This window comes from Sphingopyxis sp. TUF1, assembly GCF_036687315.1.
Taxonomy (GTDB): Bacteria; Pseudomonadota; Alphaproteobacteria; order Sphingomonadales; family Sphingomonadaceae; genus Sphingopyxis; species Sphingopyxis kveilinensis.
The window spans coordinates 2,381,181-2,406,089 of the sequence record NZ_CP144683.1 but is presented as its reverse complement, the minus strand read 5'-3'; the positions used below and the strand labels follow the sequence as shown (position 1 = coordinate 2,406,089).

Here is a 24,909-nt window from a genome sequence, read left to right as displayed (position 1 = left end):
GCGGCGCGATTATCGGCAGTGGCGCGATGCAGGTCGCCGATGTCCCCTCGGCGCGCGCGCAAACGGTCAAATGTGCGCCCTGCGCTCCAAAGAAGGTGGTGCGCAAGCGCCACGCCGCGCGCAAGCCAGTCAAGCGGGTGCGCCGCGTTGTGACCACCAGGAAAGTGATCCGCACCGCGACCCCGCAGACGCAGGTCGTGACGCAGACGATCCCGCTGCCCCCGATCCCCTATGCCCCCTTCCCGCAGTCGGGTTGGGAAGGCGGCGGCGGTAGCGGCGGCGGCGTCACCGTCGTCGGCGGCGGCTTTGGCGGCGGCTTCGGCGGTGGTTTCTTCGGCGGCTTCTTCGGCGGCAGCTCGGGCGGCAGCAGCGGCAGCATCGTGATTACCTCGACATCGACGGGTGGCAGCACCTCGACCTCGGGCGGCTCGACCTCTACGGGGGGAAGCTCGACCTCGACCGGGGGCAGCTCGACATCGACCGGCGGGAGCTCGACGTCCACGGGCGGCAGTTCCACCTCAACTTCGGGCGGCTCGACCTCAACCTCCGGTGGTTCTACTTCGACCTCGGGCGGCTCGACGTCCACGTCGACGGGCGGCAGCTCTTCTTCGTCGAGTTCGTCCTCGTCGAGCTCTTCCTCCTCCTCTTCATCGAGTTCCTCCTCGTCGGGCGGAAGTTCGTCGAAGGGCGGATCATCATCGCACGGCAGCTCGAGCTGGGGCGGCTCGTCGTCGCACGGCAGCTCGGGCGCATCGGGCAGTTCCTCGTCGAGCAGCAGCTCCTCCTCGTCCTCGTCGTCGAGCAGCAGCACCTCGAGCGGCGCAACGTCATCGGGCGCGACCGGCGGCAGCAGCAGCTGGGGCTCGACTGGCAGCACCAGTTCATCCTCTTCGTCGAGCAGCAGCTCGTCGTCGTCCTCCTCGTCGAGCTCGGGCGGCAGCACCAGCAGCTCGTCGGGCGACCCCACCCCCGTTCCCGCGCCGCCGATGCTGCTGCTGTTCGGCGCTGCGGCCGCCGCGCTCGTTGCGCGCCGCCGCGCGGCGAACCGCAACGATGCTGGTCTGACCGCCGACGCCGACGCGGCTTGACGCGAATCCACTGGCGGTCAGGGGGCCAACCCCGACCACCGAACTGAGGGCCGCCTTTCGGGGCGGCCCTTTTTTACACGCGCACGAAAAATCCTCCCTGTGGCGAAGCCATGGGGAGGTGGCAGCGCGAAGCGCTGACGGAGGGGCAATAACGCCCACGTCGCGGCCCCTCCACCACGCCCTGCGGGCGCGGTCCCCCTCCCCATCGCTACGCGACAGGGAGGATCTGGCACGGACAGGCTTGCACGCCTTGCCCGGCGGCGCCATAGCGCGCCCATGCACGACATCCGCTTCATCCGCGACAACGCGCCAGCCTTTGACGCCGGTCTCGCACGCCGCGGCCTCGCGCCGCAGTCCGCCGAAATCCTGGCCGCCGACGCCGCGCTCCGCGCGCTCAAAACTGACACGCAGACAATGCTTGCACGCCGCAACGAAGCATCGAAGCTGATCGGGCAAGCTATGGCGCGGGGGGACAAGGATGGCGCCGAGAAGCTGAAAGACGAGGTCACTGGGCTCAAGTTCCAGCTCGTCGGACAGGAGCAGGAAGAGCGCGACCAGCAGGCAGCGCTCGAAGCCATGCTGGCCGCGCTTCCAAACCTCCCCGCCGACGATGTGCCCGATGGCGAAGATGAAGCGGGCAATGTGGAAATTTCGCGCTGGGGCACGCCGCGCAGCTTCGATTTCACCCCGCAGGAACACGCCGACTTCGCCCCTGCGCTCGGCCTCGATTTTGAAACGGCGGCGAAGATGTCGGGCGCGCGCTTCGCCTTCCTCAAAGGTCCGATGGCGCGGCTCGAACGCGCGCTCGGCCAGTTCATGCTCGACAAGCAGACGATCGAGGCGGGCTACCGCGAATGCGCGACGCCGCTGCTGGTCCGCGATGATGCCGCTTTCGGCACGACGCAGCTTCCCAAATTCAGCGAAGACCTGTTCCGGACGACCGACGGCATGTGGCTCATCTCGACCTCCGAAATGAGCCTCACCAACGCCGTGCGCGAGGAGATTTTGCCCGAGGCCGATCTGCCGATCCGCATGACCGCGCTCACCCCCTGTTTCCGCTCCGAAGCCGGGTCGGCGGGGCGTGATACGCGCGGCTATATCCGCCAGCATCAATTCTGGAAGGTCGAACTGGTGTCGGTCACCCGCCCCGAAGACAGCGATGCCGAGCTCGAACGCAAGACGCGCGCCGCCGAATCCATCCTCGAGGCGCTCGAACTTCCCTATCGCAAGATGCTGCTCTGCGCGGGTGACATGGGCTTCGCCGCGCGCAAGACCTATGACCTCGAAGTCTGGCTGCCCGGTCAGAATGCCTATCGCGAGATTTCGAGCTGCTCCAACTGCGGCGATTTCCAGGCACGCCGCATGAACACGCGCTTCCGGCGCGACGGCGCCAAGGGTAATGAGTTCGTCCACACGCTGAACGGATCGGGTCTCGCGGTCGGGCGCACGCTGGTGGCGATCCTCGAAAATTACCAACAGGCCGACGGCAGCGTCGATATTCCGGCGGCGCTGCTGCCGTACATGGGCGGGATCACCCGGCTGACGTCCTGACCGTCATTGCGAGCGCAGCGAAGCAATCTCCAGCCTTCGACCAAGCGCATCCCAATAGCTGGAGATTGCTTCGTCGCTGCGCTCCTCGCAATGACGCTGAACGGGACATCAAATGCGCATCCTCCTCACCAACGACGACGGCTATCACGCTCCCGGCATGGCGGTGCTCGAAGCGATCGCGCGCCAGCTCAGCGACGACATCTGGGTCTGCGCCCCCGCCGAGGAGCAATCGGGCGCCGGCCATTCGCTCACCCTCTCGCGTCCCGTGCGCATCCGCCAGCATGGCGAACGGCGCTGGTCGTGCAGCGGGACGCCGACCGATTCGGTGATGATGGCGATCGGCAAGCTGATGCCCGAAAAGCCCGACCTCATCCTTTCGGGTGTCAACCGCGGCGCCAACCTCGGCGACGATATCACCTATTCGGGCACCGTCTCGGCAGCGATCGAGGGCGCGCTCGCGGGCATCCGCTCGATCGCGCTCAGCCAGGTCTACGCGCGCGAAGGCATGGGCGACAGCGTTCCGTTCGAGGCGGCCGAGCAATGGGGCGCCAAGGTGCTCGCCCCGCTGATGACGATGGACATGGCGCCGCGCACGCTGATCAACATCAACTTTCCCGCGATCCCCGCCGCCGAGGTGCAGGGAATCCGGGTGACGCGCCAGGGCTTCCACGACTATGGTCGCGGCTCGATCGTCGAGGGCACCGACCCGCGCGGGTATCGCTATTACTGGTTCGGCCTCCACGGCATCGAACACAGCCTCGGCCACGACAGCGATCTCGAGGCGATCGACGACCGCTTCATCTCGGTCACCCCGCTCCAGCTCGACCTGACCCACGACCCCTCGCTCGCCGCTCTGCGCGCCGCTTACGCTGGCTAAAGAAATCCTCCCTGTCGCGCAGCGATGGGGAGGTGGCAGCGCGAAGCGCTGACGGAGGGGCATTGGCGCGGCCCCTCCACCATCCACCACGCGGACGGTCCCCCCTCCCCACGGCTTCGCCGCAGGGAGGATCGATTGCAATCACCCGCTAGTCACGACCTCGCGGCTTTGGCACAAGGGCGGCAATGAGCAAAAGGACCAATCCCCGGCTGCATATCCAGGGCAGCGTCAACCTGCTCAAACGCGCGAGCAAATGGCCGATCTGGGCCGATGTTGTCACGCGGCTCGGCGTTGCCTTCGCGCTGATCGGCGTCGTGATTCTCGTCCACTGGATCGATCGCGACGGCCTGATCGACCATCACGACGGCCACATCAGTTTCCTCGACGTGGTCTATTTCACGATGATTTCGGTCACCACGACGGGGTTCGGCGACATTGCGCCGATTTCGGATCGGTCGCGGCTGATCGAGGCGGTGATCGTGACGCCGATCCGCATCGCGGTGCTCTTCATCTTCGTCGGCACCGCCTATAATTTCGTCATCAAGCGCACATGGGAAAAATGGCGTATGGCCCGCATCCAGTCCAGGCTCACCAATCATATCGTCGTGCTCGGCTATGGCGTCAGCGGCGCCGAGGCGGTTCACGAACTGATCCAGCGCGGCACCGATCCGTCGTGCATCGTCGTCATCGACCAGTCGCCCGCGCGCATCAGCGCGGCCGAGGCCGCGGGATGCAATGTGCTCGCCGGCGACGCGTCGAACGACGACACGCTCGTCGACGTGCGCGTGGCAGAGGCGCAGTCGGTACTCGTGTCGGCAGGCCGCGACGATACCTCGATCCTCATCGTCCTCACCGTGCGTCACCTTGCCCCCAAGGTGCCGATCAGCGTCGTCATCCGCGCGCAGGACAATGAACTGCTCGCGCGGCAGGCGGGCGCAAATAATGTCATCAACCCCGTCAGCTTTACCGGCTTGCTGCTCGCCGGCTCGGCGCAGGGCGCGCATGTCGCCGAATATATGGCCGACCTCGCCAGCATCGGCGGGCGGGTGCAATTGCGCGAACGGCCGGTCACCGCCGAAGAAGTCGGGCGCAGCCTCGATCAGCTTGCCAGCGGCGGGCGCGGGCTGCGCGTCTATCGCGCCGGCACGCCCTATGGCTTTTGGGAACCTGAAGCGCAGCGACTCGAACGCGGCGACGCCATCGTCGAGGTTGTCCGCTGTGAAGAGGTCGAGGCGGCAGCGCCCGCCGCCTGACCATCACCCCAGAAAGACGAACACTGCCCCCATCGCGGCATAGAAAAGCAGCCAATAACCCGCGTCGATAGCGAACAATTTGACACTGGCACGGCTGAACAGATGGTTGGTGCCGATTGCCGGGACGACAAAGCCCAGCGCGACTCCAACCGAAATCATCATCGTCGATCTGATGCTCATCTCGCCGAAATGCGCGAGCAGATGCCCCAGAAACACCGCCGACACGATGCTGAGCACAAAGGTCGCGCCGTAAATCAGCACGAAATTGCCCTGCTTCAGTTCCTCGTCGGTGCAGTCATGTTCCTTCATCCAGGCCTTTCCGAACAGCGGCCCGTACCAGATGCCGCCGACGACAAAGCCCGCCGCCGCTGCGGCGATGATTGCGATCCAACTCAGATTTGCCATTTTGCTCTCCCCTACCGGCACGCAGCATGGCCCGTCTCGCCGGGCGTGACAAGCGGCGCGAAATCGACTATGCGCGCCGCCAATCATGACAGTCAAAACGCTCCCCACCCAGCCGAAGGTCGGCATGGTTTCGCTCGGCTGCCCAAAGGCACTGGTCGACAGCGAACGGATTCTGACCAAGCTGCGCGCCGACGGCTATGGCCTCTCGCCCGACTATGCCGGCGCCGATGTGGTGCTCGTCAACACCTGCGGCTTTCTCGACTCGGCGAAGGAAGAAAGCCTTGAGGCGATCGGCGAAGCGATGGCCGAAAACGGACGCGTCATCGTCACCGGCTGCATGGGCAACGAAGCCGACGTCATCCGCGCGCGCTTCCCGAACGTCCTCGCGGTAACCGGCGCGCACCAATATGAACAGGTCGTCGATGCCGTCCACGACGCCGCACCGCCGACGCAGGGCCCCTTCATCGACTTGGTGCCCGAAGGTGGTCTAAAGCTCACTCCGCGCCACTATAGCTATCTGAAGATCAGCGAAGGCTGCAACCACAGCTGCTCTTTCTGCATCATTCCCGACCTGCGCGGCAAACTCGTTAGCCGCCGCATCGACGCGGTACTGCGCGAGGCCGAAAAGCTTGTCGCCGCGGGAACCAAGGAACTGCTCGTCATCAGCCAGGACACTTCGGCTTATGGCGTCGACATCCGCCACGATCCGCGCCAGTGGCACGGCCGCGAAGTGCGTGCGCATATGACCGACCTCGCCCGCGAACTCGGCCAGCTTCGCACCAGCGAAGGCCGCGCGCCGTGGGTGCGCCTCCACTATGTCTATCCCTACCCACACGTCGATGCGGTGATCCCGCTGATGGCTGAAGGGCTGCTGACGCCTTACCTCGACATCCCCTTCCAGCACGCCAGCCCCAGCGTCCTCAAGCGCATGAAGCGCCCCGCCAACGAGGCGAAGGTGCTCGAACGGCTGAAGGCGTGGCGCGAAATCGCCCCCGACATCGCGATACGCTCCAGCTTTGTCGTCGGTTTTCCCGGCGAGACCGAGGCGGATTTCCAATATCTTCTCGACTGGCTCGACGAAGCGCAGCTCGATCGCGTCGGCGCCTTTCGCTTCGAACCCGTCGCGGGCGCACAGGCGAACGCCCTGCCCGACCCCGTGCCTGATGAGGTGAAGGAAGAACGCTATCAGCGCATCATGGCAAAAACCGCCGCGATCAGCGCCGCGAAACTCGAAGCCAAGATCGGCCGCACGATACCGGCAATCATCGACGACGTCGGCGAGGCTGACGACGACGGCAGCATCGGTGCCACCGGACGCTCACAGGCCGACGCACCCGAAATCGACGGCCATGTCTACCTCCGCGACGTCGCGGCGACGCTGAAGGCGGGCGACATTGTCGACGTCGTCGTCGAGGATGCCGACGAGCACGACCTGTTCGGGGCCGTCGTCTAGAGCCAACGATCAGCTGGCGACGAAAACTAAGTCAACCTTTGGGTGTCGGAGACGGCGCAGGCGCGGGTGACGGGGATGGCGGCGGCATTCGTGGCGCAGGAGGAACACCTGCACCTCCACCATTGCCAGTATTAGAGGGCATTCTCGGTGCCGGCGCAACGCCGCGTTGCTCGTAACTAGGCGGGGTTTTCGGCTCGTTCATGCGAAGAACATTAATAGAAGAAAAGAAGAACGTCAAGATAAGGCTCACAGCAAACGTGATCGTCGCGATGAGGTTTAATCGATCGGTTATACTCGACTGAAAGGGCTCAAGATCGTGAATTTGTTCAAACCGAGTGCGAATTGCTTTGTCCGCAGAAACATAGCTGATGGTCAATGATAGAAGTCCGATGACGGCCGACGCCCATGCAATGATAATGAGCCAAATTGCGATCGGGGGTCTGCTTCCCACGATGTCCGAAAGGAATGCGATAGACGCGGCAAAGAGCGCCGTATGGGCAACAGCTAGGAAGCTATCTCGGGCTAGAGAATTGGCGGTGAGCGTCGCAGCCAGTTCCGCCCATTCTCGCTCGACTTCCTTTTTAGGCCTACTTACCATTTTAGAAAGATACTGGTGCCCGAGAAGGAAGCAAGCCCGATCGTGGGCATAAGCTGATAACAGAAATCGCTGTCCTACATTATTTGGCACCTATAGCCTTGCGGGATGGTCATCGCCCGCGCCCCTGAACAGCGATTTGCGAGTAAAGTTACGCAGTTTTCTGCGACTTTCCGAGAATCAGACTTTCTTTCCCTTCGTCATCCCGGACCTGCTGGACAGCAATGCAAAACGCGATTTGCGAGTGAAGTTAGGCGGATTTCCGCCGCTTTCGCCGCGGCCATACCAACCTTAGAACAGCCGCGTCAGCGCATAGAACAGCGCCGCCACCGCCGCGCTGGCGGGAATGGTGATGAACCACGCCGCGATGACATTGCCCGCGACGCCCCAGCGTACCGCGCTCGTCCGCCGCGCGACACCGGCGCCGATGATGCTGCCGGTAATCGTGTGCGTGGTCGATACGGGGATGCCGAGCAGGCTGGCGGTGAACACCATGATCGACCCGCCGGTCGAGGCGGCAAAGCCCTGATGGTGCGACAATTTGGTGATGCGCCCGCCCATCGTCTCGATAATCTTCCACCCGCCCGACAGCGTGCCGAGCGCGATCGCGATATAACAGGAAAATGCGACCCAGTGCGGCACATGGAACTCGCCCGACAGATAGCCGGTGGAGTAAAGCAGCACCGCGATGATCCCCATCGTCTTTTGCGCATCGTTGAGTCCGTGGCTCAGCGAATAGGCGGCCGACGAAAAGAGATGCAGGGTCCGAAAGGTCGATTCGGCGAATTTGGCTGTCGCGCGGTGCAGCGCCCAGCTGCTCGCGAGCATGACCAGCATCGCAAGGAACATGCCGAGCATCGGCGACAGAAAGATCGCAATCACGGTCTTGTTGAGCCCGCTCCACTGAATCCCCTCGAACCCGGCATGGGCGACGCCTGCACCGACGATGCCGCCGACCAGCGCATGACTCGACGAGGACGGGATGCCTTTCAGCCAGGTCACGACATTCCAGAACATTGCGCCCACCAGCGCGCCGAACACAACCGCGGGCGTCACGAGATCCTTGTCGATCAAACCCGCCCCGATCGTTTCGGCAACCTTGTGCAGCGCCGGAAAGGCGAGGCTCAGGAAATAGGCCGCGAAGTTGAAAAAGGCCGCGAACATCACGGCCTGCACCGGGCGCAGCAACCGCGTCGCGACAACCGTCGCGATGCTGTTCGCCGCGTCGTGCAGTCCATTCAGGAAATCGAACGCCAGCGCGAGGATGATCAGGCCAACGAGGAGCGGGAAAGCGAGTTCGTGCATGAAGGGCGCCCCCGCCTAGGCGTGGTCGATGACCAGACCGTCGATTTCGTTCGCGACATCCTCGAAACTGTCAGTGACGCGCTCGAGGTGACGGAACAGCTCGCGCGCGATCAGGAAGCGCGTCGGATTCGCCTCGCCATGTTCGCGGAACAGCCGTTTCAGCCCCGATGCGTGGATTTCGTCGGCATGACCCTCCATCCGGACCAGCCTTTCGGTGAGTTCATGGAGCCGCGGACCGTTGGCGCCGATGTTGCGGAGCAACGGCAGCGCTTCCGCGGTCAGGCGCGCGGCATCGACGATGATACCCCCAATATCGCGCATCTCGGGTTCGAACTCGGTAACGTCGTACAGGTCGACCGCACCCGCGGTTTTCTGCATCTCGTCGATCGCATCGTCCATCGAGGCGATCAGGTCGGTGATCGCGCTGCGGTCGAAGGGAGTCAGGAAGGTCCGGCGGACGGTCTGAAGCACCTCACGCGTGATCGCGTCGGCGTCATGCTCGCGCTCGATAATCTCGCGCACATGGTCGGCCATGCCGTCGCCGCCCTGCAACATGCGCGACAGCGCGTTCGCGCCTGCGACCAGCGTCGCCGCGTGGCTTTCGAACAATTCGAAAAAATTGCCCTGCCGCGGCAGCAGACGCTGAAACCATGCGAACATCCGGCTTACCCCTGTCTTCTCATCATTATTCAGCACCGCCCCGCGCGGCTGCGCAACGGCCCGGAAGCCGCCGTCGCCGAACGAGCGGATCAGCGCCTGCAGATCGGTCTCGTCGACCGCCGCCGCGGCATCGTGAAAGGCGAACCATCGGCGCTCGCGCTCGTCCATTTCCTTCCACTCGGCGAGTTCGTTCGTAACCGCGAGCGGGAAGACTTCGACGTTATACATGATCGACGCGCCATTCGCGCGGCGCTTGCGATATTCATAGCTGCCGATCGGCGTCGGGCACACCGCGCCGATCACGCCCGCCTCCTCTTCGGCCTCGACCGCCGCGGCAGCGTGGCGCTCCATTCCGGTCAGCGGATTGCCTTTTGGTATCACCCAGCGTTTCGTTTCGCGCGAGGTGATCAGCAGGATTTCAGTCGGCCCGTCCTGCGCCGGGCCGCCGAATCGATAGGGAAGGACGGCGATCTGACGCATTTGGCTATCCTTTCCAAAGGTTGGCATGGCCGGCCGGCCAAAGTTGACAAACGGGTGTCGCGCCTATGACATTTTTGTGACAGTCACAAGCATAGCCGCATCCACCCGCCGTGCTTTCGGTAAACGCCAATTCGATTGCAAAATGCAACGTGGTGCGTAATCTGCGCGCACAAGACGACTGGGAGATGACATGATGGCGAACACGGCGAGCCCCGTGGATCAGGATGTGGTGATCGTCGGCGCGGGCATTTCGGGCATCGGCATGGCGGTCCATCTTCAGATGCACTGCCCTGACCGCAGCTTCGCTCTGGTCGAGCGCCGCGCGCAGCTGGGCGGCACGTGGGATCTGTTCCGATACCCCGGCATCCGCTCGGACAGCGACATGCACACGCTGGGCTTTATCTTCGAACCGTGGAAGCATGAAAAGTCGATCGCCGATGGCCCCGCGATCCTCGATTATCTCAATCGCATCGTCGATGAACGTCACATCCGCGAACGCATCCGCTTCCACCGCAAGGTCGTCGGCGCCGATTGGGACAGCGCCGCCGCGCGCTGGACGGTGACGATGGAAGACAGCGAGGGCCGAACCTCGACGACGACCGCGCGCTGGCTGTATCTCGGTGCCGGCTATTATGATTATGACGAGCCGTTCGACGCGAATTTCGCGGGCCGCGAGGATTTTAAAGGTCAGATCGTCCACCCGCAATTCTGGCCGAAAGATCTCGACTACCGTGGCAAGCAGGTCGTCGTGATCGGATCGGGTGCAACCGCGGTCACCATCGTCCCCTCGATGCCCGAAGCGGCGCATGTCACGATGCTGCAACGCACTCCCACCTGGTATTTCATCCGCCCGGCGAAGGACGGCTTTGCCAACTTCCTGCGCAAGATCCTGCCTGAAAAACTGGCCTACAAAATAACGCGGTACAAGAATGTCCGCCTGCAGGACGTCGCCTTCCGCCGCGCGCGCGAGAAGCCCGAGAAGGTCAAGGATTTCCTGACGAGGAAGCTGAAGGCTACCTTGGGCGATCATTATGATGCGGAGGCTTTCACGCCGCCCTACAATCCGTGGGACCAACGTCTCTGTCTCGTCCCCGACGCCGATTTCTTCGAGGCGATGAAAGCGGGCAAGGCGTCGGTCGTCACCGATCATATCGAGCGGTTCGACGCGACCGGAATCCAGCTGAAGTCGGGCAAGCATCTGGACGCCGACATTATCATCACCGCAACCGGACTTAAGCTGGCCGTGGCGGGCAAAATCCCGGTGCGCGTCGATGGCGAGCGCGTCGAGTGGCACGAGCATTATTATTACAAAGCGTGCATGTTCTCGAACGTCCCGAATTTTTCGGCGGTGTTCGGTTATCTCAACGCCAGCTGGACGCTTCGCGCCGACATCGTGTCCGAATATGTCTGCCGCGTGCTCAACCATATGAAGGCGACGAACACGGTCGTTGCCACGCCAGTACTCGCCGATCCGTCGAGCCTCGAGGAAGAAAATGTCTTCGACTTCTCGTCGGGCTATATCCAGCGGTCGCTCCATATCATGCCCAAAAGTACGACATCAATGCCGTGGCGGCTCAGCCAGAATTATGTGCAGGACCGGATCGATATGCGCACCGGCGCAATCGACGACGGCGTACTGACCTTCACCGATGCCAAGACGAGGGCGGAACCGGCGTCAAGCGAACTGGAAGCGGCCGAATAAGCATCACTCGACGCGCTCGGGCTTGCCCTTGGTCGAGCCTTTAGCGAAGTCCTCAAGCTGTTTCTCGCTCATGCCTTTGGCCATCTCTTTCGATGCGCCTTTGAGCTTCGACTTGGGCGTCTCACCGCGCTTGGCGCTGAGTGCGGCGCCGGCGGCTTTCTGCTGAGCTTTGGATTTGGCAGGCATGGTCTGTCTCCTTTGCCGCCCCGCTAGCCATTAACGCTCCTTTGCCGCCCCGCTAGCCATTAACGATCGTGCCGCCGTTGGGATGCAACACCTGGCCCGACATATAGCTGCTGTCGTCGCAGGCCAGGAACAGGAAGCAAGGGGCAACCTCATTGGGTTCGCCCGGCCGTTTCATCGGCGTCGATTCGCCGAAACTTGCGACCTTTTTAGCCGGAGCGCCGCCGCGCGGGTTGAGCGGCGTCCAGATCGGCCCCGGCGCGACCGCATTTACCCGGATCCCCTTTTCGACCAGATTTTCACTGAGCGACCGCGTAAAGGCCGTAATCGCGCCCTTGGTCGCGCTATAGTCGAGCAGGCCGCGCGCGCCCTGATACATGGTGACGCTGGTGCAATTGACGATCGCCGCGCCCTTGCCGAGATGCGGCAAGGCCGCCTGCACCAGATAGAACATGCCGAAAATATTGGTGGCGAAGGTGCGTTCGAGCTGCGCGGAGCTGATGTCGCGAATATCTTCGGCCGGATGCTGTTCGCCCGCATTGTTGACGAGGATGTCGAGGCGGCCGAACGCCTTGACCGTCTGCGTAACGATTGTCTCGCCCGCCTTGACCTTGCCCACATCGGCCTTGATCGTGATCGCGCGGCGCCCCTCGCGCTCGACGATTGCCGCCGTCTCCGCGGCATCCGCCTTATTCTTCAGATAGACGATCGCAATGTCCGCGCCCTCGCGTGCAAACAGGGCGCAGACGGCCCGGCCGATCCCGCTGTCGCCGCCGGTCACAATCGCGACCTTGCCATCAAGGCGCCCCGACCCCGGATAGCGCGGCTCCCACTTGGGCGCGCGGTCGAGATCGGCTTCGCGGTCGGACGGCGGCGTCTTGATCGTCTTCGCCGACCCGACTTCGCGGCGCAGCTTGGCCGCGGCGCTGCTTTTGCCCTTCTTTTCCTTCTCGCTTTCGCCGACCTTGCCGGCCTTCGGGCGTTTCGCCATGTTATTTTCCTTGCTTGATGAACCTTAGTTTATGGGCAGGACGTCGCGCGCGAATTGGTCCTTGACGACGCGCGCGACCGCGCCGGTCATCGGCACGTTGATCCGGTAGCTGCCCTCGGCATAGGGGCCGACTTCATAAGGGGCGATCGCGATCGTCAGCCGGTCGAGATAGCGCCCGTCGGACGAACCGATCCACACCGTTTGCGCCGATGCCGGCGGGCATTTGGCAAAGGGGCTGTCGGGTGCCTCGTCCGCTGTGATGCCCTTTGCCGCCTTCGCGCGCTTGATCGCCGCGCAAAACGAATTGCGGACCGCAGCGTCGAAGGCGGCGCTGCTTTCGAACAGGTCGAGCGGGTTCATCCGCTTGCGCCGATTGCGGTCCCAGAGCAGCGTATCGAAGACCTCCATCCCGTGTGCGCCGCCCGAATAGGTATCGATTTCGGCCGACAGGCTGAGGAAGCGCGGCGTGTCGGTGACGCGCTGCCAGGTCTGGCGATGGCTGTGCGGGCGATAGGGATAGTCGTTCTTTTCGGCTGCGGCCTTGTCGCGGTCCGCCGCCGCAACCAGCGCCGCGCGCTTCGCGGCACGATCGCTATCGAGCGCCTTTGCCAGTTCGGGAATGCGCGCGGCCTCGGCCGGATAGCTATAGGTGAACTCGATCAGGTCACTGCTTTCGCTGACGTTCGATGCCGGTGCATTTTTGGACGCTTCGTCGGCCGCAGCCTCCGGCGGCGCACCGGGAACGGCGGCAGCCGCCGCCTTTTCGGCCTGCGTCGGCTTGTCTTCGGAACAGCCCGCCAGCAGCAACGCACCGGCAACCAAGGGAACGGCGTTTCGCCAGGGTCTTTCGATCGTCATATCAGCATAACGCCGGGAATCGACAAAATATCCCGAGCGGCCTAGCACGGCGCGCATGACCGACTATTCCGACCTGATCCAGCCCGACAAGGGGCAGGAGGCCCGCCCGATCCATCTCGTCAACAAAATGGGCTATGACGAATGGCTGAAGGGGCGCAGCGCGCGCGAACGCGCGCATTTGACCGCGGTCGGTTTCAAGCCCGATGCCTATGTCCACGCCATCCTGCCCGGCGACGATCCCGACAAATGGTCGGTCGTCACGACGGTGGCTGATGTCGAAAGCCTGTCGGCGTGGTGCCTCGCCAAGCTGGGCCAGATCCTGCCCGAAGGCCGCTATCGCGTCGAGGGCCGGCAACCCGGCAAGGCGATGTTCGGGTGGATGAGCGCGCAATATCGCTTCGACACCTATAAATCGAAAGCGACTGCAAAGGGGCCGCGCGTCCTGCTCACGACGGACGTGGCCGCGATCGCCCCGATGGTCGCCGAGGCGCGTGCGGTCGCGCTCGTGCGCGACCTCGTCAACACGCCCGCCGCCGACATGGGCCCGGCAGCGATCGAAAAGGCCGCCGAACGCATCGCCAAGGCGCATGGCGGCAAGCTGACCGTCACCAAGGGCGAAGCGCTCGAACAGGGCTATCCGATGATCCATGCGGTCGGGCGTGCCGCCGCCAAGCACCACGCGCCGCGGCTGATCGAGATCGAGTGGGGCAAGGAGGATCACCCGCGCATCGCGCTCGTCGGCAAGGGGATCAGCTTCGACAGCGGCGGGCTCGACATCAAGCCCGCGGCGGGAATGCGGCTGATGAAAAAGGATATGGGCGGCGCCGCGCATGTGCTGGCGCTGGCCGAACTGGTGATGGCAAGAGGTCTGCCCGTGCAGCTGCACTGCCTCGTCGCGGCGGCGGAAAACGCAATTTCATCCGACGCCTTTCGCCCCGGCGACGTGCTGAAAAGCCGGAAAGGCCTGACCGTCGAAATCGGCAACACCGACGCCGAGGGGCGGCTGGTGCTGGGCGATGCGCTGGCAAAGGCAGTGGAGTCGGAACCCGAACTGATCGTCGATTTCGCGACGCTGACGGGTGCGGCGCGCGTAGCGCTCGGCCCCGACCTGCCGCCGCTGTTCGCGAATGACGATGCGCTGGCGGAGGCGATGTTGGCGGGCGGCATCGAACGCGACGATCCGCTGTGGCGGATGCCGCTGTGGGACGGCTATGCCGACCTCCTCGAAACCGACATCGCCGACCTGGGCAATGCGGGCAGCTCGCCCTTCGCAGGAGCGATTACCGCGGCCCTGTTCCTGAAGCGTTTCGTTCCCAACGGGACGGCATGGGCGCATATCGACACCTTCGCCTGGCGGCCTTCGGCGAAACCCGGCCGACCAAAGGGCGGCGCGGCGCTGGGGCTGCGCGCCGCGTGGGCGATGCTGCAGACGCGCTACAACCGCCGCGGCAAGACTTGATAAAGCCACTTCTGCTAGTCTAATGGCCCGCGATTGTCCGCGCCCTGCGGACCTTCGGATTCAACAGGACGGCACGTGACAGCAGAGAGCGGTGACAATATGGCGGCGAGCCGCGTGCGGATGGGACGCCCTGGCACCGTCGGCGCGGGCCGCGACCGCTTTGGCCTGACGGGGACGTCGCAGGCGTTCGATCCGCGGATCGTCGCGATCCGCCCCGACCTGGCTGACATCGCGGTCGCCGGCACCTATTTCGCCCCGCATTATGCAGCGCCGATGATGCGGAGCGGCTTGCTGCCCGCCGCGGCGCTGCGCGCGTCGCCGTCGCTGGGCGCCGAACAGACGAGCGAATTGCTGTTTGGCGAAGGCTTTGCCCTGCTCGACCTGACCGGCGGCTGGGCATGGGGCTATTGCCTTGCCGACCATTATGTCGGCTATCTCGCCGCCGAGGCGCTCGGCGCGCCTATCGCGCCGACACACCGTGTGCAGATGACCGAAGCCATGCTCCACAGCGCGCCCGATGCCGCGAGCGGCGGCCCCGGTGTGCTGCCGCGCGGCGCGCTGGTGATGGGCGAGGCCGAGGGCGAATGGCTGGCGACCGCGCACGGCTATCTGCCGCTCGCCGCCCTCACCGAGATCGGCGCGACCGAGCGCGACCCGGCGGGGCTGGCCGAGGAGATGATCGGCACGCCTTATGTATGGGGCGGGCGTACCACGAAGGGGATCGACTGTTCGGGGCTGGTCCAGCTTGTCTGGGCGGCGGCGGGAATCCAGCTGCCGCGCGACACCGACCTGCAACTTGCGGCGCTCGGCGCCGACAAGGATGTCGATCCCGCCCAGTTGGCGCGGGGCGATCTCGTCTTTTTTCCCGGCCATGTCGGGATCATGGCCGACGAGGTAACGATCGTTCATGCCAGCCAACACTGGAAGGGCGTACGCGCCGAACCGCTCGCCGATCTGTTGGCTCGGACCAGGGCTGAGGGGCATGACGTTCCGCTCAGCGGCGCAAAGCGGCTGCGCCAGACATGACACACAGCATATTTATCGATGGTGCCGCGGGAACCACGGGCCTGGAAATCGCCGAGCGGCTCGCCGGTCGAAGCGAATTTACGCTGATCGCGCTCGACGAAGCGCGTCGCAAGGATAGCGCCGCGCGGCGCGAAGCGCTTAACGACGCCGATTTTGTTATCCTCTGCCTGCCCGACGATGCGGCGCGCGAAGCGGTCGCGATGATCGACAATGACCGCACCCGCGTGATCGATGCCTCGACGGCGCATCGTGTCGCTCCGGGCTGGACCTATGGCTTCCCCGAAGTTGTCGGCCACGATGCGGTGGCGTCGGCGCCGCGGGTGTCGAACCCCGGCTGCTATTCGACCGGCTTCATCGCGCTCGTCGCTCCGTTGGTAAAGGCTGGTTTCCTGCCCGCCGACTGGCCCTATATCTGTCACGCGGTCAGCGGCTATTCGGGTGGCGGCAAGGCGCTGATCGAACGGTTCGAGGGCGACCGCGACATCGCCTGGCGCGGCTATGCGCTCGCGCTCGGCCATAAGCATGTCCCCGAGATGCAGGCACGCTGCGCCCTGTCGATCGCCCCGCTCTTTTCGCCCGCGGTGATTCCGGCGCATCGCGGGATGGTGGTCGAAGTGCCGTTACCGCTTGGCGCGATGCCCGGCGCCGCTGCGCCCGACACGCTCCGTGCCGCGCTCGCCGACTTTTACAGCGCAAGCTCCATCGTCGTCATGGGCGACGCGCCCGTCGACGGCGAAATGCTGCTCCGCGCGTCCGACGCCGGCGATGACCGGATCGAATTGCTCGTCTTTGCCAATGCCGACGCCAGCCAGGCGCGGCTCGTCGCACGGCTCGACAATCTGGGCAAGGGCGCCAGCGGCGCCTGCGTCCAGAACCTCAATATCATGGCCGGATTGCCCGAAACGGCGGGCCTACGGATTTAGGTTCAGTGAACCGTGTCGAGGATGTCTTCGACCGACAAATAAGTAATTAGCCGCTCGATCTGCCGCCAGCGAGCGAAATGGATGTGATTGCCGAGGACGCGATATTGTTCGGCGCGCGCAGCCGCCGCAAAGCCGGCTTCTTCGCCGTGCAGGCTGATGAGCGCATGGGCATCCTCGACCGCGGCCCGGTCGGCAAGAAAAGGGGCTGGCAGGTGCATCGACTTCCTGGTCCGTAACTTGAACCCTCGCCTTAAGCCCTGCCGTTAACCGCGCCGTTCCCAACCGTAATGAACGATCCGGTAAGGTTAATTCCAAATCCAGCGGCGTTAACCGTGCGCAATGATCCGGCGTGCGTTTCGCCCCTTTGCCGCCGCGCTCTGCCCGTGTAGACAGGGGATATGCGCAAGATCCTGAAATATGTCGGCCTCGCCCTTCTGCTGCTCCTCATCGTCGGCGGCGTCACGCTTTACGTCATGTCGCGGCCCGATGTGGCGCGTTTCTCGACCGCCGAACTCAGTGGCCGGGTGCCGGTGATGGCGTCGCAGCGCACCGAGACATTCCCGACGATCAACGTGCCCGAAGCGACGAGCTGGCCAGCCGGGCAGGCGCCGCGGGCCGCGCAGGGCCTGACCGTCCAGCGTTTTGCCGAAGGGCTCGACCATCCGCGCAATATTCTCGTCCTGCCGAATGGCGATGTGCTGGCCGCCGAAGCGCAGAGCCCGCCGCGCAAGGACGGCGGCGTCGAGGGCGCGGTGATGAAAAAGCTGATGGGCAAGGCGGGCGCTGGCCGCAAACCGTCGGCGAACCGCATCACCCTACTCCGCGACGCCGACGGCGACGGCAAGGCCGAGGTCAAGACCGCCTACATCACCGGCCTCAATTCGCCCTACGGCATGGCGCTGGTCGGGGACACGCTTTACGTCGCGAACACCGATGCGCTGCTCGCCTTTCCCTATGTCGAGGGTGCGACGAAGATGAGCGGCAACCCGGTCAAGATCGTCGATCTGCCCGCCAAGGGCACCAATCGACACTGGACGAAGAGCCTGGTCGCGGCCCCGAACGGCTGGCTTTACATCGGTGTCGGCGCCGATTCCAACATCGGCGAATCGGGCATGAACCGCGAGTTCCGCCGCGCCAGCGTGCTCGAGGTTCGGCCCGAGAATAAATATATCCGCACCTTTGCCGCGGGCATCCGCAACCCCGTCGGGCTGGCTTTCTATCCGGGCAGCGACCGGCTGTGGACCGTCGTCAACGAGCGTGACATGCTGGGCAGCGATCTGGTCCCCGACTATCTGACCGATGTTGACGAGGGCGATTTTTACGGCTGGCCCTGGTATTATTGGGGCGGCTTCATCGACCCGCGGGTCGAGCCCGAGGCCGAGGATCGGCGCCAATATGTCAAGCGGCCCGAATATGGGCTGGGCGCCCACACCGCGCCGCTAGGGTTCACCTTCACCGCAGGCCTCGACCTTGGCGACCGCTGGACGAACGGGGCGCTGATTGCCCGGCACGGATCGTGGAACCGTGACCCCGCCGCCGGCTATGACGTTGTGTTCGTCAAGTTCGGGGCGAACGGCAAGCCGCTTAACGCTCTGCCGATCACACTACTCGACCAGTTCCTGGCCAAGGACGGCAAGACCACCCGCGGCCGCCCGGCCGACGTCAAGGTCGCCAAGGATGGTAGCGCGCTGATCGCCGACGACACCGGCGGGGTGATCTGGCGGGTAGCGAAGGCAGGGTGAACTTACCGTCGCCCCCGCGAAGGCGGGGGCCGGCTTCGGCCTTGCGCTACATACCCAGCGGCCCCCGCCTTCGCGGGGGCGACGGTCTTTACACCCGCATCGGCATCAGCACATAGAGTGCCGGACTCTTTTCGCTCTCACGGATCAAGGTCGGTGCATTGGCGTCGGCCAGGTGGAGTTCGACGCTGTCGCCGTCGACCTGGCCCAAAATGTCGCTGAGATAGCGGGCGTTGAAGCCGATCTCCATCGCGTCGCTGTCGTAACCCGCGGCGAGTTCTTCGGCCGCGGTGCCGTTTTCGGGGCTGGTGACGCTGAGCGTGATGCGGTCCTTGTCGAGCCCGACCTTGACCGCGCGCGTCTTTTCGCTGGCGATCGTCGAGACGCGGTCGACGCCCTGGAACAGGCTTTTCGGATCGACCTTCAGCAGCTTGTCGTTCGCCGTCGGGATGACGCGGCTATAGTCGGGGAAGGTGCCGTCGATCAGCTTCGAGGTCAGCACGGCGTGGCCGAGCTGGAACCGGATCTTGCTCGCCGACAGGCTGATCTCGACATTGCCCTCGGCCTCGTCGAGCAGCTTGCGGATTTCGCCGACGCATTTGCGCGGAACGATCACGTCGGGCATTCCGGCGGCGCCGTCGGGGCGCGTTACCGTATAGCGTGCGAGGCGATGGCCATCAGTCGCCGCGGCCTTGAGCACCGGACCCGTCGCATCCTCGGCAACATGCAGGAAGATGCCGTTCAGATAATAGCGCGTTTCCTCGGTCGAAATCGCGAAGCGCGTCTTGTCGATGATCTGGATGAGTTCGGCGACCGGCAGTTCGAAATTGGTCGGCAGCTCGCCCTCGGCAATCACCGGGAAATCGTCGCGCGGCAGGGTCGGCAGGTTAAAGTTCGAGCGGCCCGCCTTGACCTGCATCTTGCCCTCGGCCGCAGCGAGGCTGACTTCCGACCCCTCGGGAAGCTTGCGGGCGATTTCGAAGAGCGTGTGCGCCGATACGGTGGTGGTACCGGCGGTTTCGACCTTGGCCGCGATCGTTTCGACGACCTGCAGGTCGAGGTCGGTCGCCATCAGCTTAAGCTGCCCCGACACGTCGGCTTCGATAAGGACGTTCGACAGGATCGGAATCGTATTGCGCCGTTCGACCACCGACTGGACGTGGCCGAGGCTTTTCAACAAGACTGCGCGTTCGATCGTCGCTTTCATTCTTAATCCGCCATCCTGTATATTCTGCGGGAGAAGCCCCTGAAGAGACAGAGCATCGGAGGCGATTCGTGCCCCGATTCTGGCCCCTGAAAATGTCCACCTTCCTTAACGCACGCGGCGCGCCGTGCAAGCCATGCTTGCAAAGCGGCGGCAATCGCGCGAACGAGGCGCGATGCGGCGCTGGCCCCTTCCCCTGTTGATGCTGGCGGCGATGCCCGCCGCGGCGCTCGCCGCTGCGGTGCCGACCGCGCTCGGCATTTTCGACGGCTGGGGCGCCTTTCGCGATGCCGCGCGCCCGCGCTGCTATGCGATTGCCGCGCCCGCGGCGACGATCGGCCGGCCGCAGGTCAAGGCCTATGCCAGCGTCGGTTATTGGCCAAAATCGCGCATCCGCGGCCAATTCTATGTCCGCTTGTCGAAGGCGCGCACGGCGGACCGCGATTTGCGCCTGACGATCGGCAGCCGCCGCTTCATCCTGACCGGAAAGGGTGTCCATGGTTGGGCGAGCGACGCGCGGATGGACGCCGCCATCGTCGCCGCGATGCGATCGGCGCCGAGCATGAGCGTCGAAAGCCGCGCCGAGACGGGCGGCGCGATCGCCGACACCTATCGCCTGCGCGGCGCTGCGACGGCGATCGACGCGGCGGCGCTGGGGTGCGCGAAGCTGCGGTAAACGGCTTTTGAGGTATGGCGGATTTCTGCCGAACTTCACTCGCAATTCGCAAATCTTCGTCATCCCGGACCCGCCGACATGCTCAGGACAGGCTTGATCCGGGATCCATGCGACGCACCGGAGGAAGTTGGACCCCGGATCAAATCCGGGGTGACGAGGTAAGAGAGAAAGGCGCTTTCACGAAACGGGAGAAAACTGCGCAACTTCACTCTGGAATCGCGCGCGCGAAGGCCTGCCGGCATCGCCCGTAAGCCTTGCTGCAACCATGTGGAGCCGTGCGCCATGCGATCAGCCTATGGCGGGCGGCCCAAGTAGGACAGCGATTTCTAGCCACGCTACTCCCGGCCGAGCTTCGTTAATTCCTTTGCCAGAAAATCGAGCACCAGCCGCACGCGCGGGACATGGCGCAGACGTTCGTGCGTGAGCAGCCACAGCCCCGTCGTGTCGTCGCTCTTGGGCGGGATGCAGCGGATGAGGTCGGGTTCGCGGTCGGCGAGATAGGCGGGCAGGACGGTAAGGCCCATCCCCGCGCGCACTCCCGAAAGCAGCCCGGTCGCTGTATCATATTGCATGACCACCGATGCCTCGAGCCCGTACTGCCGCAGCCAGGCCTGATAGGGTTCCCACACGCCGCCGCCGCCGCCGATGAAAGGGTGCATCGCCAGCTGCTCGCGGCTGCGCGGCACGCCGTTGCGGTCGGCATAGTCGCGGCTGCAATAGACGGTCCACGGATTGTCGGCGATGCGGCGGCCGACGAGGCCGGCGCCCGCGGGCTGCTTGCTGCTGCGGATCGCGATGTCGGCGGCGCCGGCGGCCAGGTCGCGCGGTTCGTCAGAGGTGTCGAGCTGGATATGGATCCCCGGATGTTCGGCGCGCAAATCGCGCAGGATCGGCGGCAGGATCGTCACCGCGATGATTTCCATCACCGTCAGGCTGACCGTGCCGCCCGTATCACGCGAGCGCGCACCCGCGGCTTCGCCAAAACGGGCGGCGGCATCGCGCACCGCCGCGGCGCTCGCCAGCATCGCCTCACCCACCGGCGTGAGCGCATAGCCCGCCTGCCTCCGTTCGAAGAGCGTAACACCCGTCGCCGCTTCGAGTGCGGCGATGCGCCGCGCGACGGTCGTCTGGCTGACGCGCATTGCCTGCGCAGCGGCAAGCGTGCTGCCCGTTTCGGCGACGGCCAGAAAAGCCTTGAGGTCGTTCCAATCGTACATGGCGCCTTGTGCGTCATAATCGCGCCAGCCTCATTCTGCAATTTTGCAGAATGGTCGCGCAACATCGTTGCTCCATGACCATTGTGCAGTGCGATATATAGAATCTCACCGGCTTACTCCCCTCCCTAGCCGGCCGATGGAGACAGAAGATGCAAAAGCTTATGATCCTCGCCGCTACCGCTGCCGCGCTTGTCGTTCAGCCCGTATCGGCCGAACGCGTCCCTGCCAAAGTCAGCGTTGCGGTGGCCCACCGCGACATCGACCTGCGCACCGAGGCGGGCGCCAGAACGCTCGATCGCCGTATCTGGCGCGCTGTCGTCGAGGTATGCGGCGATGCGCCCGGATACGACATCGAAGGCAAGAATAATGTCCGCCAGTGCCGCCGCGACACGCGCGCCATGGCGTCGGCGCAGGCCCAAGTCGCGATCGCCGGCGCCATGCGCGACCAAGCCATCCAGGTCAGCTCGATCGGCAACTGACCGCGAACCGAAGTTGCACGGTTCGTCAGCACCGGGACCGCGATCCGGGCACGATCGCGGTCCCGGTTTGCTATGTAGCGTGCAATGCGGGGCCTTATCCTGTCAGCGAGTGATGGGGCGGTTTTGGGGCGGTGAGTTGCGCTTCCAATAAACCGTCGCCCCCGCGAAGGCGGGGGCCTCCATCGACCTTTCCCTGCGTCGCCGTGCAAACCGACGGCGGCCCCCGCCTTCGCGGGGGCGACGGTTAGATTCGGTCGCATCCCGACTTTGCGGCTACGATCCTCCCCATCGCTGCGCGACAGGGGAGGATTGTCGCGCGCAATTGCGCTTTTCCCCCTTCCCCACTATATCGCGCCGCATCATGCAGATTCCCGGCCATATCGACCCCGTCACGACGGGCACCGTTCCCCTGCGCGGCGGCAATCGCATCGACCTGGTCGGGCTGACGCGCGATGCCATTGGGGGCGTGCTGGTCGAGGCGGGGCTGGACGCCAAGGCGGCGAAGCTGCGCGCCAAACAGATCTGGCACTGGATCTATCACCGCGGCGTCACCGATTTCGAGGCGATGACCGACATCGCCAAGACGATGCGCCCGTGGCTGACCGACCGTTTCATCATCGGCCGCCCGACGGTGCGCGAGGCGCAGGTGTCGAGCGACGGCACGCGCAAATGGCTGCTCGCCGCCGCCGACGGTCAGGAATATGAGATGGTGTTCATCCCCGACGCCGACCGGGGAACGCTGTGTGTATCGAGTCAGGTCGGCTGCACGCTCAATTGCCGTTTCTGCCACACCGGGACGATGCGGCTGGTGCGCAACCTGGGCGCGGGCGAGATCGTCGGGCAGGTGCTGCTGGCGCGCGACGCGCTCGGCGAATGGCCAAAGGGAACGATGGCGGGCTTTGGCGCCGACCCCGAGGACGAGGACGCCGACGACGATGCGGTCGGCCATTACACCGCCGACGGGCGAATGCTCACCAACATCGTGATGATGGGCATGGGCGAGCCGCTGTATAATTTTGACGAGGTCAAGGGCGCGCTGAAGATCGTCATGGACGGCGACGGACTCGCTTTGTCCAAGCGGCGCATCACCCTGTCGACGAGCGGCGTGGTGCCGATGATGGCGCGCGCGGGCGAAGAAATCGGGGTCAATCTGGCGGTTTCACTGCACGCGGTTAACAAGGAAATCCGCGACGAGATCGTGCCGCTGAACCGCAAATATGGCATCGAGGAACTGCTGCAGGCGTGCGCCGACTATCCGGGCGCGAACAATGCGCGGCGCATCACCTTCGAATATGTGATGCTGAAGGACAAGAATGACAGCGACAACGATGCCCGCGAACTCGTCCGCCTGATCAAGCAGTATAAGCTGCCCGCGAAGGTCAACCTGATCCCCTTCAACCCGTGGCCGGGCGCCCCGTATGAATGTTCGACGCCCGATCGCGTCCGCGCGTTCAGCAACCTGATTTTCAAGGCGGGCATCTCGGCGCCGATCCGCACGCCGCGCGGGCGCGACATCATGGCGGCGTGCGGGCAGCTGAAGAGCGCGGCAATCAAGCCGACGCGCGCCGAACTCGACCGGATTGCCGAGGAAAAGCAGGCCGCGCTGGGATAGCCCCATACCCTGCCGTCATTCCGGCGAAGGCCGGAATCTCGCCGGTGCATCAGGACGCGATGGCGAGATCCCGGCCTTCGCCGGGATGACGAGGACCTCAAATATTATCAGCTTTTCCGCCATTTTCGCGTCGCCGCGATCGCATAGCTATTCTATACCGTGTGGTAAAAATAACACAGGTAAGAAAATTGTCATAATCTGAACGATCCGTTCATTGCAGCGACAGCCGCGAACCCCATTTAGGGGCCGGGCCGCGACCCAAAGGGCGTGGTCCTGATTTGAACGAAGGAACGAAAAATGAAAAAATTCGCAGTTGCAGCCGCTCTCCTCTCGGCCGTTGTCGCCACCCCCGCCCTTGCGGCCCCCGGCGGCGAAGGCCGCGTGGAAGTTCGCGGCGGCCTGATCACCGGTAACGGTCAGGAAGAAGCCACGGCTGGCGTTGCCGTCGGTTATGACTTCGACCTCGGCAGCACGACCTTCCTCGGCGCCGAAATCGCGGGCGACAAGGTGCTCGTCGATGGCGCGAACGTCCAGTTCTCGGCCGGCGCGCGCGCCGGTGCCAAGATCGGCGCCAACGGCAAGCTCTACGCCACCGGCGGCTATACTTTCGGCGACATCGACGATCCCTATGTCGGTGCCGGTTACCAGCACAAGCTGGGCCAGAACCTGTACGCCAAGGGCGAATACCGCCACCAGTTCATCGAGAATTTCGGCGACTTCGACACCTTCGTCGTCGGCGTCGGCTTCGCTTTCTGATCCTTCGGTCAGCGATGAAACAGGAAGGGGCGGCCGATTGGTCGCCCCTTTTCATTTGCGCAGCAGCGGGGCACGGTGCCGCGCATGACGGCTTTTGCATATATCGGTGCGGCGCTGGCGGAGATCGCGGGCTGCTTCGCCTTCTGGGCGTGGCTTCGGATGGACAAGTCGGCGTGGTGGGTGGTGCCGGGGATCGCTTCGCTCGCGCTGTTCGCGTACCTGCTCACGCTGGTCGAGGCCGATTATGCGGGGCGCACCTATGCCGCCTATGGCGGGGTTTATATCGCCGCGGCTTTGCTATGGCTGTGGGCGGTCGAGGGCGCGAAGCCCGACCGCTGGGATTTGATCGGCGCGGCGGTGTGTTTGGGTGGCGCGGCGATCATATTGTTCGGGCCGCGGGGGAGTTGAGGTACTGAT

24 protein-coding genes are annotated in these 24,909 nt (G+C 64.4%); 14 read left to right on the top strand and 10 right to left on the bottom strand.

Translation table 11 applies throughout. From position 1 onward, the window contains the following. Positions 1 to 229: 229 nt before the first annotated feature. Positions 230 to 1,099, bottom strand: a complete 870-nt coding sequence (locus VSX77_RS11305; protein WP_338424709.1) for a hypothetical protein — start codon at positions 1,097 to 1,099, stop codon at positions 230 to 232. A gap of 265 nt (positions 1,100 to 1,364) precedes the next feature. Between VSX77_RS11305 and serS the strand changes: the two genes are divergently transcribed. The 3 genes from serS to VSX77_RS11290 all read left to right on the top strand — a co-directional run bounded on the left by serS (position 1,365) and on the right by VSX77_RS11290 (position 4,769). Beyond that, positions 1,365 to 2,639 carry a serine--tRNA ligase gene (gene serS, locus VSX77_RS11300; RefSeq protein ID WP_338424708.1) on the top strand — a complete coding sequence of 425 codons (1,275 nt, stop codon included), beginning with the start codon at positions 1,365 to 1,367 and terminating at the stop codon, positions 2,637 to 2,639. Positions 2,640 to 2,751: 112 nt separating this feature from the next. Continuing rightward, on the top strand, positions 2,752 to 3,516 hold the full coding sequence (gene surE / locus VSX77_RS11295; protein WP_338424707.1) for a 5'/3'-nucleotidase SurE: 765 nt from the start codon (positions 2,752 to 2,754) through the stop codon (positions 3,514 to 3,516). A gap of 185 nt (positions 3,517 to 3,701) precedes the next feature. Next, positions 3,702 to 4,769 (top strand): potassium channel family protein, encoded by a 1,068-nt coding sequence (locus tag VSX77_RS11290; RefSeq protein WP_338424706.1) that lies wholly within the window; start codon positions 3,702 to 3,704, stop codon positions 4,767 to 4,769. Positions 4,770 to 4,772: 3 nt separating this feature from the next. Here VSX77_RS11290 and VSX77_RS11285 read toward each other — a convergent pair whose 3' ends face one another. Beyond that, entirely contained in the window at positions 4,773 to 5,174 is a 402-nt protein-coding gene (locus VSX77_RS11285; protein WP_338424705.1) for a DUF1761 domain-containing protein, read from the bottom strand. A gap of 85 nt (positions 5,175 to 5,259) precedes the next feature. On the opposite strand from VSX77_RS11285, the gene rimO reads away from it, so the two are divergent. Then, positions 5,260 to 6,627: a 30S ribosomal protein S12 methylthiotransferase RimO gene (rimO, locus tag VSX77_RS11280; protein WP_338424704.1), complete on the top strand. Its 1,368-nt coding sequence runs from the start codon at positions 5,260 to 5,262 to the stop codon at positions 6,625 to 6,627. Between the two features lie 886 nt (positions 6,628 to 7,513). Here the strand turns inward: rimO and VSX77_RS11275 are convergent. Both VSX77_RS11275 and VSX77_RS11270 read right to left on the bottom strand, forming a co-directional pair. Next, the gene (locus VSX77_RS11275; protein ID WP_338424703.1) at positions 7,514 to 8,527 is read right to left on the bottom strand and encodes an inorganic phosphate transporter; all 1,014 of its coding nucleotides are present in this window, start codon (positions 8,525 to 8,527) and stop codon (positions 7,514 to 7,516) included. A 15-nt stretch (positions 8,528 to 8,542) separates the two neighbouring features. Beyond that, positions 8,543 to 9,667, bottom strand: a complete 1,125-nt coding sequence (locus VSX77_RS11270) for a DUF47 family protein (RefSeq protein WP_338424702.1) — start codon at positions 9,665 to 9,667, stop codon at positions 8,543 to 8,545. Positions 9,668 to 9,857: 190 nt separating this feature from the next. Between VSX77_RS11270 and VSX77_RS11265 the strand changes: the two genes are divergently transcribed. Continuing rightward, the gene (locus tag VSX77_RS11265; protein WP_338424700.1) at positions 9,858 to 11,369 is read left to right on the top strand and encodes a flavin-containing monooxygenase; all 1,512 of its coding nucleotides are present in this window, start codon (positions 9,858 to 9,860) and stop codon (positions 11,367 to 11,369) included. A gap of 3 nt (positions 11,370 to 11,372) precedes the next feature. Here VSX77_RS11265 and VSX77_RS11260 read toward each other — a convergent pair whose 3' ends face one another. Genes VSX77_RS11260 through VSX77_RS11250 form a run of 3 tightly spaced genes read right to left on the bottom strand, consistent with a single transcriptional unit; the run spans position 11,373 to position 13,401 of the window. After that, positions 11,373 to 11,555, bottom strand: coding sequence for a DUF3008 family protein (locus tag VSX77_RS11260; RefSeq protein WP_338424699.1), 183 nt, complete (start codon positions 11,553 to 11,555; stop codon positions 11,373 to 11,375). A 52-nt stretch (positions 11,556 to 11,607) separates the two neighbouring features. Further along, the gene (locus tag VSX77_RS11255) at positions 11,608 to 12,543 is read right to left on the bottom strand and encodes an SDR family oxidoreductase (RefSeq protein ID WP_338424698.1); all 936 of its coding nucleotides are present in this window, start codon (positions 12,541 to 12,543) and stop codon (positions 11,608 to 11,610) included. A gap of 24 nt (positions 12,544 to 12,567) precedes the next feature. Continuing rightward, positions 12,568 to 13,401 carry a DUF4163 domain-containing protein gene (locus VSX77_RS11250; RefSeq protein ID WP_338424697.1) on the bottom strand — a complete coding sequence of 278 codons (834 nt, stop codon included), beginning with the start codon at positions 13,399 to 13,401 and terminating at the stop codon, positions 12,568 to 12,570. A gap of 55 nt (positions 13,402 to 13,456) precedes the next feature. Between VSX77_RS11250 and VSX77_RS11245 the strand changes: the two genes are divergently transcribed. From VSX77_RS11245 to argC, 3 genes are all read left to right on the top strand, one after another. Continuing rightward, on the top strand, positions 13,457 to 14,860 hold the full coding sequence (locus tag VSX77_RS11245; protein ID WP_338424696.1) for a leucyl aminopeptidase family protein: 1,404 nt from the start codon (positions 13,457 to 13,459) through the stop codon (positions 14,858 to 14,860). 75 nt (positions 14,861 to 14,935) lie between these two features. Next, the gene (locus tag VSX77_RS11240) at positions 14,936 to 15,886 is read left to right on the top strand and encodes a C40 family peptidase (RefSeq protein ID WP_338424695.1); all 951 of its coding nucleotides are present in this window, start codon (positions 14,936 to 14,938) and stop codon (positions 15,884 to 15,886) included. Further along, positions 15,883 to 16,809: an N-acetyl-gamma-glutamyl-phosphate reductase gene (argC, locus tag VSX77_RS11235; protein ID WP_338424694.1), complete on the top strand. Its 927-nt coding sequence runs from the start codon at positions 15,883 to 15,885 to the stop codon at positions 16,807 to 16,809. The genes VSX77_RS11240 and argC overlap by 4 nt, the downstream gene beginning before the upstream one ends. Positions 16,810 to 16,811: 2 nt before the next feature. Here the strand turns inward: argC and VSX77_RS11230 are convergent, their stop codons facing one another. Further along, the gene (locus tag VSX77_RS11230) at positions 16,812 to 17,027 is read right to left on the bottom strand and encodes a hypothetical protein (RefSeq protein ID WP_338424693.1); all 216 of its coding nucleotides are present in this window, start codon (positions 17,025 to 17,027) and stop codon (positions 16,812 to 16,814) included. Positions 17,028 to 17,207: 180 nt separating this feature from the next. Between VSX77_RS11230 and VSX77_RS11225 the strand changes: the two genes are divergently transcribed. After that, positions 17,208 to 18,551, top strand: coding sequence for a PQQ-dependent sugar dehydrogenase (locus VSX77_RS11225; protein ID WP_338424692.1), 1,344 nt, complete (start codon positions 17,208 to 17,210; stop codon positions 18,549 to 18,551). Between the two features lie 88 nt (positions 18,552 to 18,639). Here the strand turns inward: VSX77_RS11225 and dnaN are convergent, their stop codons facing one another. Continuing rightward, entirely contained in the window at positions 18,640 to 19,755 is a 1,116-nt protein-coding gene (gene dnaN, locus VSX77_RS11220; protein WP_338424691.1) for a DNA polymerase III subunit beta, read from the bottom strand. 172 nt (positions 19,756 to 19,927) lie between these two features. Here dnaN and VSX77_RS11215 point away from each other — a divergent pair, with 172 nt between their 5' ends. Further along, on the top strand, positions 19,928 to 20,428 hold the full coding sequence (locus tag VSX77_RS11215; protein WP_338424690.1) for a hypothetical protein: 501 nt from the start codon (positions 19,928 to 19,930) through the stop codon (positions 20,426 to 20,428). A gap of 335 nt (positions 20,429 to 20,763) precedes the next feature. Here VSX77_RS11215 and VSX77_RS11210 read toward each other — a convergent pair whose 3' ends face one another. Next, positions 20,764 to 21,645: a LysR family transcriptional regulator gene (locus tag VSX77_RS11210; RefSeq protein ID WP_338424689.1), complete on the bottom strand. Its 882-nt coding sequence runs from the start codon at positions 21,643 to 21,645 to the stop codon at positions 20,764 to 20,766. 149 nt (positions 21,646 to 21,794) lie between these two features. On the opposite strand from VSX77_RS11210, the gene VSX77_RS11205 reads away from it, so the two are divergent. The 4 genes from VSX77_RS11205 (at position 21,795) to VSX77_RS11190 (ending at position 24,900) form a co-directional block, all read left to right on the top strand. Next, positions 21,795 to 22,124, top strand: coding sequence for a UrcA family protein (locus VSX77_RS11205; protein ID WP_338424688.1), 330 nt, complete (start codon positions 21,795 to 21,797; stop codon positions 22,122 to 22,124). 361 nt (positions 22,125 to 22,485) lie between these two features. Continuing rightward, positions 22,486 to 23,736 (top strand): 23S rRNA (adenine(2503)-C(2))-methyltransferase RlmN, encoded by a 1,251-nt coding sequence (rlmN, locus tag VSX77_RS11200; RefSeq protein WP_338424687.1) that lies wholly within the window; start codon positions 22,486 to 22,488, stop codon positions 23,734 to 23,736. Between the two features lie 297 nt (positions 23,737 to 24,033). Continuing rightward, positions 24,034 to 24,492 carry an outer membrane protein gene (locus VSX77_RS11195; RefSeq protein WP_338424686.1) on the top strand — a complete coding sequence of 153 codons (459 nt, stop codon included), beginning with the start codon at positions 24,034 to 24,036 and terminating at the stop codon, positions 24,490 to 24,492. 84 nt (positions 24,493 to 24,576) lie between these two features. Continuing rightward, positions 24,577 to 24,900 carry a YnfA family protein gene (locus tag VSX77_RS11190; protein WP_338424685.1) on the top strand — a complete coding sequence of 108 codons (324 nt, stop codon included), beginning with the start codon at positions 24,577 to 24,579 and terminating at the stop codon, positions 24,898 to 24,900. Positions 24,901 to 24,909: the final 9 nt, after the last annotated feature.

Coding starts and splice junctions, on each gene's coding strand:
- rlmN (WP_338424687.1), top strand. CDS start 22,486: ATGCAGATTCCCGGCCATATCGACCCCGTCACGACGGGCACCGTTCCC.
- VSX77_RS11285 (WP_338424705.1), bottom strand. CDS start 5,174: ATGGCAAATCTGAGTTGGATCGCAATCATCGCCGCAGCGGCGGCGGGC.
- VSX77_RS11265 (WP_338424700.1), top strand. CDS start 9,858: ATGATGGCGAACACGGCGAGCCCCGTGGATCAGGATGTGGTGATCGTC.
- VSX77_RS11225 (WP_338424692.1), top strand. CDS start 17,208: ATGCGCAAGATCCTGAAATATGTCGGCCTCGCCCTTCTGCTGCTCCTC.
- VSX77_RS11275 (WP_338424703.1), bottom strand. CDS start 8,527: ATGCACGAACTCGCTTTCCCGCTCCTCGTTGGCCTGATCATCCTCGCG.
- rimO (WP_338424704.1), top strand. CDS start 5,260: ATGACAGTCAAAACGCTCCCCACCCAGCCGAAGGTCGGCATGGTTTCG.
- VSX77_RS11290 (WP_338424706.1), top strand. CDS start 3,702: ATGAGCAAAAGGACCAATCCCCGGCTGCATATCCAGGGCAGCGTCAAC.
- VSX77_RS11245 (WP_338424696.1), top strand. CDS start 13,457: ATGACCGACTATTCCGACCTGATCCAGCCCGACAAGGGGCAGGAGGCC.
- VSX77_RS11205 (WP_338424688.1), top strand. CDS start 21,795: ATGCAAAAGCTTATGATCCTCGCCGCTACCGCTGCCGCGCTTGTCGTT.
- dnaN (WP_338424691.1), bottom strand. CDS start 19,755: ATGAAAGCGACGATCGAACGCGCAGTCTTGTTGAAAAGCCTCGGCCAC.
- serS (WP_338424708.1), top strand. CDS start 1,365: ATGCACGACATCCGCTTCATCCGCGACAACGCGCCAGCCTTTGACGCC.
- VSX77_RS11215 (WP_338424690.1), top strand. CDS start 19,928: ATGCGGCGCTGGCCCCTTCCCCTGTTGATGCTGGCGGCGATGCCCGCC.
- VSX77_RS11260 (WP_338424699.1), bottom strand. CDS start 11,555: ATGCCTGCCAAATCCAAAGCTCAGCAGAAAGCCGCCGGCGCCGCACTC.
- VSX77_RS11190 (WP_338424685.1), top strand. CDS start 24,577: ATGACGGCTTTTGCATATATCGGTGCGGCGCTGGCGGAGATCGCGGGC.
- VSX77_RS11250 (WP_338424697.1), bottom strand. CDS start 13,401: ATGACGATCGAAAGACCCTGGCGAAACGCCGTTCCCTTGGTTGCCGGT.
- VSX77_RS11230 (WP_338424693.1), bottom strand. CDS start 17,027: ATGCACCTGCCAGCCCCTTTTCTTGCCGACCGGGCCGCGGTCGAGGAT.
- VSX77_RS11270 (WP_338424702.1), bottom strand. CDS start 9,667: ATGCGTCAGATCGCCGTCCTTCCCTATCGATTCGGCGGCCCGGCGCAG.
- argC (WP_338424694.1), top strand. CDS start 15,883: ATGACACACAGCATATTTATCGATGGTGCCGCGGGAACCACGGGCCTG.
- VSX77_RS11195 (WP_338424686.1), top strand. CDS start 24,034: ATGAAAAAATTCGCAGTTGCAGCCGCTCTCCTCTCGGCCGTTGTCGCC.
- surE (WP_338424707.1), top strand. CDS start 2,752: ATGCGCATCCTCCTCACCAACGACGACGGCTATCACGCTCCCGGCATG.
- VSX77_RS11210 (WP_338424689.1), bottom strand. CDS start 21,645: ATGTACGATTGGAACGACCTCAAGGCTTTTCTGGCCGTCGCCGAAACG.
- VSX77_RS11255 (WP_338424698.1), bottom strand. CDS start 12,543: ATGGCGAAACGCCCGAAGGCCGGCAAGGTCGGCGAAAGCGAGAAGGAA.